We start from the raw sequence: 6,350 nt of genomic DNA, 5'->3' as shown, positions 1-6,350 counted from the left end.
CCATCCGGTTGTGTTTCCCGCAGGCGGGGGCGAGGTCACCGATGTTGGTGAGCCCACCTTTCGCATGATCTGTGGTGGCGTGATGAATTTCCACGTGCGCGGCAGGTTGAGTGCACCCGGGAAACGAGCAGTATTCACCACCGTCTTTGGCGAACAACGCGATCCGCTGTCCTTGACTCGCCAACCGCGCCCGACCCAAATACAGCGGCAGGCGGGTGTGGTCGTCGAACACCGCCAGCCACGGCTGGCTCTGGGCCGCCAACGCGATGACATCGGTGATCGGCAGCAAAGTGCCGGTCGCCGTGACCCCGACCCCGGTCTGCGCAATCAACTCCGACAGAGATGCTTTGATGATCAGATGCGGCGGCAGCCCGCGATGCGATTGCGGGCCGAGACCCACATCCAACCCGGCACGCAGGACCGCCTCCAACGCATCATGGTTGCGTTGGACCTGATCGCGGTGATCGCGGGCTGCCGCAGCCGCCAACGCGTCGGGGTCGGCGTCCTCGCGACTCCCGGTGGGGGACTCCGGATCGGCGGGGTTGTTCATTCCGGGGGCCGCCCACGCGGCGAGTACCGCTTCGAGGTGTGCGGTCAAGGTCGGGGTCATCTGCCCCGACAGGCCACTCATTTTCTGCGCGTCTTGGCGGCCGATGCGGATCTGGCGGCGGCGTTGCCGATCCGAATCGTCGGTCAGGTGGCCGTCGGGGTCGAGGTGCGCCAACACCCGCGCCCCCAAGATCCGAAGATCGGAGGGGGTGTGGGTGCGGGCGAACCCGGCCATCGTGGCCTCGGCCGACATTTTCTCGTCGAACGGCACTGCCGCCGGGATACGGTCCAACACGTCGATCACCACCACCGCATGGGACGGGCCGGCCGCACCGGACGCCATCGCCTCGGCCAGTGCCGGATATTTGGGGGCGGCAACCTCACCGGTGAAGGTGTGGAACGTGGCGGTCGCTTTCAGTTGCTTCCCCCGCCGCCACGGTTCCGACACACGCAACAGGCCGATCATGGCGTCGGTGATCGACCCGAACCCGTACTCGCGGGCCAGATGGCGGTCGGAGAATTCCACAATCTGCCGATCACCTTGGACCGTGATGCGGGTGATCAACCGTTCGGTGGACTGAGCGACGGTGACCAGGTCGTCGTTGGACAGGCCGGTCAAATCATCCGACGCCAGCGAATCAACCAAGCGGTGGGCGAGGGCGATTTTCTGGGTGGTCGACAACCCCGACACGTCGGGTAACGCGGTATCGACCATAATTGTCACCCCCCCGGCGCTATCGAACACGTGTTTGCGTGGTGCTGTGTTCGAGTGTATGCCGGGTTTGTCGGGTTGGCAAGAGGTTGTCGAAAGTTCTTTCGCACAAGTTCCGGTGCGGTCAGCCATGCATCCCGGGCACGCCGATCAGCCAGACGGATTCGGCTCGCCAGCACACGAAAGCCAAGAGAGCCAGGATGAGCGCCCGGGCGACGGCGGCTCCACGCCGACCGAGGGTCGTCGTTGCTGGTATGCCGAATGCCGCGAGACCCACCGCCGTGGCCGCGTAGCCGAGGAACACCTCGGGTCGCGCAGGGGCATCGGCGCCGATCATCCACGCCACCAGACCGCCTGCGGTCCAGGCGATCACAGCGACCGCGACGGTCACGGTGACTCGCGTCGGCCACTCCAGTGACGGCACGGAGGTCAGGCCCAGGAGCGACCACAGCGCCGCCCCTACGCACGCGACGCAGAGCAGTAATGCCACAGATGGATTCATTCGACGTCGGTCGCGGCTGCGACGCCCGTCGAGTCGGTCGAGGTGTCGGGCGTAGCGGCCGCACGGTCACGGGCGCGACGACGTCTGCGCCGCGCGTTGCGGTTTCGGATCTGCCAGGTACTCAGCCCGGTGACCATCAGTAGCAGCGGCGTCATCCCGAAGATGAACCACAGCGCCCGCCACCAGCCGTTGACCGACACCCCGTAGTGCAGGGTCGGCTGTGCCCAGTCGTCGGCGATAGTGTTGGAGACCGTCGCCGGCGCCCCGGAGAACTCCTTGATCACCGACGGGTCATGGCCGTCGATTCCGAGCTCTCGGTTGCCGTGGTAGGTCGCGCTCCCCGACCACAGATCCGGCCCTCCGACAAGCAGATCCACCGAGTAGTACTCCGAGCCCTCCGACGGCATCCCCACCCAGGTGGCGTGCGATCCGGGGTAGTGCGCCTGCGCGGCGGCAATTGCCTGGTCGAGGGAGATGAGAGGTCCGGTCGACTCCGAGGTCGGCATCGTATACGCGTCGTCGGCCGGCGCGACACCTCCGGTGGCGGCGTACCACACCTTGCCGACGCCCGGGATCTCGAAGTTCATCCCGGTCAGCCCCCAGATGAGCAGCGGGATCGCGGCCACGATGCCGATCACGTTGTGCAGGTCGGTATCCCGCGCGAATCGCCCCTTGCCGATGCGCACCCGAAAACCGTTGCGCCAGCGTCGCAGCCCTGGGTACCAGATCACGATGCCGGAGATGGCCAGAAAAACCAGCAACAGTCCACTGATCCCGAGAAGTAGTGCACCCCAGGTCATATCGGCGGTGAACCAACCCCAATCGGCGACCACCGAAGGCTTGGCCAACCACGAGATGTACCCCGGATAGCCTTCACAGGTCAGGCCACAGTCATGCAGGTTGACCAGGAAACCCAGAAAACCGCCGTCAATATCGCCGTGGCCGTTGACCTTTCCGGTTCCGGCATCGACAGCCCAGGTGCCCGCGGCCGTATCGGCGGAACTGATGAAGTACACACCGTCCTTGAGTGACAGGTACTGGGCATCGAAATCCGGGTCGGCAGTGTGGACGGCTGACACCGCGTCGGTAAAACTCGCCTGGCGCCCGGTGTCGGTGGTGGTGAACAGCGAGGAGTTGGTGGCGCGCACCAGTTCTGGCTCGTACACCAGGATCGCGCCGCTGGTGCAGACGACCACCAGAAGCAGACCGAGAACGATCGAACTCCACCGGTGCGTCACGATCAGAGCACGTCGCACCGGCTTCTTCGACGTTCGCCGACGGTTCGCCGATGCCCTGGCGCGTTCGACCGGTGGGCTGGCAACCTGCTCCGTGACCATGGCGGCCAAGGTTAGCATAACCAAATACCAAAGATTTGATTTGTCCGACTTGTCCGAGAATTACGAAATACGCTGCAGTGCAGTAATTCCTGGAAGCGCAGCCAACCGGCGAAGCGCGCCTCCTAGCGCGACACCAGCCCGACTCCGGTGATGAGCGGCAGGTCGAGTGCCGTCACCAGGCCTGGTTGTGCATCAACCACCGCGGCAACCGAATTCACCAATCGCATTGCCGTCACGATCATCCCCGACACGTTGTGATCGCCGTTCTCACCGTGATGGGCGAACTCCACCGACATCTGCGGCTCACCGGAGATGGTGATGCGGTAGCAGCCGTCACCGTCGACGGGGCTCGGCCACTGCGGACACTGTTCGGGGTGTGTGCGGGTGTAATGCTCGAGCACGATGCGGTCGACTCCGGCGACCTGACCGACCACCTCGAAATGCAGTGCGGCCATGGTTCCCTCGGGAATCTCCACCGACACGGTCGAGTAGTCACGATCGGCCGCGACGCGCTCATGCCGTTCGATCAGCGGCTCGTCGAGCGTGAGTCCGAGCCCGGCGGCGAGCTGGCGGACGACACTGCCCCACCCCATCGCGAGCACACCCGGCAGCAGGAGCAGCGGTGTCGCATCCATCGGCTGCCCGAAACCGAAGATGTCACGCATGACCACAGGTTGGTAGTACGTCGAGTAGTCGGCGATCTCGAGGCACCGTACCTCGTCGATCCGCTGCGAGAGACTCGTCATCGACAGCGCCAGAACATCATTCGCAAATCCCGGATCGATACCGTTGACGTGCAGGCTGGCCCCACCCGCCAAGCCTGCGGCCGCGATGCGATCGAGGAGCTTCTGATCGAGAATGCCCTGGGGGAATTGCAGCACGACCGGCCCGCTCGAGACCACGTTGACGCCCGCCTCGACGAAGGAGATGAGATCGTCGATCGCCTCGAAGATGCGGTCATCGGTCATCGCGGTGTGCACGATGGCATCGGGGGCCAGCGCGAGAAGTGCGGCCCGGTCGTCGGTCGCGAGTACACCGAGGTCGCGGCCGAGACCCGCGAGTTCGCCCGCGTCCTTGCCCACCTTCGCCGGGTCCGAGACCCACACCCCGACCAGTTCGAGGCCGGGATGGGCGTCGATCCCGGCAATCGCATGTCGGCCGACGGTTCCGGTCGACCACTCCACCACTCGTAACGTCATCAGCCAAAACTAGAACACGTTTCACTTTATCGGACACGTTTTGGCCAACTGCCGACGGTAGAGTGCGCCGACGATGAGTACCGCTGAACCGATCGCCGTGACATCCGACGGCCACCGAACCCGACTGAAATGGCATCGCGCACGCAAACGCGCCGAGGACCCGCCCTTCACGCGCAGCAGAATCGTCGAGGGGATGGCAGTCGGGGCGAGCGTGGAGGTCGACCTCGTCATCCACGGGCCGGGCTCGTCCGCGTCGTGCGGCTTCGCGATCCTGCACGACCGCGATCTGGCCGGGGCGACGACGGGCGCCGGCGACGTCGGCGCAGCCCCAGCCGACTACCTTCGATCGTTGTCCCTGCGCGACAACGACGGTCATCGGATCGACGAACCGGTGACGCTGCTCGGCGACCTGGGCGGTCTACTCACCGACATTCACCCGAATGCGCTGCTGCAGTTGGATCTCAAGCAGTCCGCCGACGACCTCGACGAGCCGACCGTGCGGGCCTTCGTCGAGGCGGTGGCACCGTTCGCGGAACACGCGATTCTCTCGTGCGGCGATGCCGAGGCGGTACGCATCCTCACCGACGCGGTCCCGCGCCTGCGTGTGGGGTACGACCCCTGTCACCACGGGGCGGTCGACCGGGTGCTGAGGTGGCGCACCTATCGGCGTTTCGTCGACCACGCGGTCGCCGCCTCCCCTCGGGCCGAGGTGATCTATCTCGACCGACGCCTGGCACTGACCGTCGCTGATCGGGGCACCGACCTCGTCGCAGCGTTCCACGCCACCGGACGCGAGATCGACATCTATACCTTCGGCCGGGCCGACGACCCCGACATCGACCGCGCTCTCGAGTTGCACACCGACCAGATCACCACCGACGACCCACAGGGCGTGGCCCGACGGTTCGGTTCGGCGACAGAAGGTTCGGGCGTCAGCCGGCCTTGATCCACTCCGCGGTGGACGGCAGCATCACGAGGATCGCCGTGGCGATCGGGAAGACGAGACCGACGAAGCTGAAAATGCCGCTTCCGAAGCCATTGCTGACGCCGTTGTGACTCAACGCCGACTCGACGGCCAGGCCCGCGATCGCCCCGACGATGCCGAACACGATCGACACGCCACATCCCGAGGCGACGAGAATTCGGCCGATCATCTTGTGCCGCAACACCGAGACGCCACCCCAGATCAACAGCACGGCGAGCACCACATCGACGATCATCTGCATCACGAGGACGGCGTTGTACCACCCCGGAATCCGATCCACCTCGGTCGCCAGAGCCGAGATCGCGACCAGCACGCCGATCGAAACGATGAGCCCGACGATCGCCGAGACGCCTCCGAGGAAGCTGAGAACTGTCGCGGTGATAGCGGTGCCACCCGAGGGCTTCGGCGTGTACGGATCGCCGTACGGGTTCTGGGGATAGGGAACATTGGCTCCTGCGGGTTGCCCCCACACCGGTTGCTGGCCATATGCGGGTTGCTGGCCATATGCGGGTTGCCCATAGATCGGCTGCTGCCCATAGGTCGGCTGCTGCCCATAACCGGGCTGGCCATACTCGGCACCAGGCTGACCGTATGCGGGCGATCCGGCCGCAGGCGACTGACCGGCGCCGCCGTACACCGTCTTCTGGTCCCACGGAGACGGTCCCGGCGTCGCCCCCGGGTTGGACTGTTGGCCATACGGCTGCGACTGTTGGCCATACGGCTGCGACTGATGGCCATACGGCTGCGATCCCGAGCCATCCTGCGGAGTGGTCATCACCCGAGCATACGGTGATATTTCGGCCTGCTCCCGGATATTTCGGCCCGCTCCCGCTCAGCCGAACAACGCCGGCAGTGTTCCCTCGTAGGCGGTGCGCAGTTCCTCGAGGGTGACCTCGAACTGGTCCTGCACACTCACCGAATCGCTGCCCTGATCGACGACGCCGATGCGGGTCCACGGCATGCCGCGGGCGTCGAGCATCGCGACGAAACGCGACTCCTCGGTGCGCGGCACCGCCACCAATACCCGACCGGTCGATTCGGAGAACAGCCAGACGAACGGGTCGGC

General features: G+C 65.5%; 7 protein-coding genes. 1 reads left to right on the top strand and 6 read right to left on the bottom strand.

What is annotated here, in order from left to right; translation table 11 throughout:
- The 4 genes from B1964_RS03120 to B1964_RS03105 all read right to left on the bottom strand — a co-directional run.
- On the bottom strand, positions 1–1,264 hold a 1,264-nt coding region (locus B1964_RS03120; protein ID WP_079928769.1), incomplete at its 3' end, for an HNH endonuclease signature motif containing protein.
- 121 nt (positions 1,265–1,385) lie between these two features.
- Entirely contained in the window at positions 1,386–1,751 is a 366-nt protein-coding gene (locus tag B1964_RS03115; RefSeq protein ID WP_253193867.1) for a hypothetical protein, read from the bottom strand.
- Between the two features lie 8 nt (positions 1,752–1,759).
- Positions 1,760–3,100 carry a PepSY-associated TM helix domain-containing protein gene (locus tag B1964_RS03110; RefSeq protein WP_366664255.1) on the bottom strand — a complete coding sequence of 447 codons (1,341 nt, stop codon included), beginning with the start codon at positions 3,098–3,100 and terminating at the stop codon, positions 1,760–1,762.
- Between the two features lie 122 nt (positions 3,101–3,222).
- The gene (locus tag B1964_RS03105; protein ID WP_079928767.1) at positions 3,223–4,299 is read right to left on the bottom strand and encodes a diacylglycerol kinase; all 1,077 of its coding nucleotides are present in this window, start codon (positions 4,297–4,299) and stop codon (positions 3,223–3,225) included.
- Positions 4,300–4,372: 73 nt separating this feature from the next.
- Between B1964_RS03105 and B1964_RS03100 the strand changes: the two genes are divergently transcribed.
- A complete protein-coding gene (locus B1964_RS03100; RefSeq protein ID WP_079928763.1) occupies positions 4,373–5,245 on the top strand; it encodes a glycerophosphodiester phosphodiesterase family protein in 873 nt (290 codons plus the stop codon).
- Here the strand turns inward: B1964_RS03100 and B1964_RS03095 are convergent.
- On the bottom strand, positions 5,232–6,059 hold the full coding sequence (locus B1964_RS03095) for a hypothetical protein (protein WP_240524163.1): 828 nt from the start codon (positions 6,057–6,059) through the stop codon (positions 5,232–5,234). The two genes, B1964_RS03100 and B1964_RS03095, sit on opposite strands and share 14 nt — an antisense overlap.
- 57 nt (positions 6,060–6,116) lie before the next feature.
- Positions 6,117–6,350: AIR synthase-related protein (locus tag B1964_RS03090; protein ID WP_253193866.1), on the bottom strand; the 234-nt coding region annotated here is incomplete at its 5' end.

It is taken from the genome of Gordonia sp. i37 (assembly GCF_002043085.1).
GTDB classification, from domain to species: Bacteria; Actinomycetota; Actinomycetes; order Mycobacteriales; family Mycobacteriaceae; genus Gordonia; species Gordonia polyisoprenivorans.
This window is presented reverse-complemented; position numbering and strand designations above follow the sequence as displayed.

What these genes read in the sequence shown, in the direction of transcription:
- B1964_RS03110 (WP_366664255.1), bottom strand. Translation starts at nt 3,100, where the DNA reads ATGGTCACGGAGCAGGTTGCCAGCCCACCGGTCGAACGCGCCAGGGCA.
- B1964_RS03105 (WP_079928767.1), bottom strand. Translation starts at nt 4,299, where the DNA reads ATGACGTTACGAGTGGTGGAGTGGTCGACCGGAACCGTCGGCCGACAT.
- B1964_RS03100 (WP_079928763.1), top strand. Translation starts at nt 4,373, where the DNA reads ATGAGTACCGCTGAACCGATCGCCGTGACATCCGACGGCCACCGAACC.
- B1964_RS03095 (WP_240524163.1), bottom strand. Translation starts at nt 6,059, where the DNA reads ATGACCACTCCGCAGGATGGCTCGGGATCGCAGCCGTATGGCCATCAG.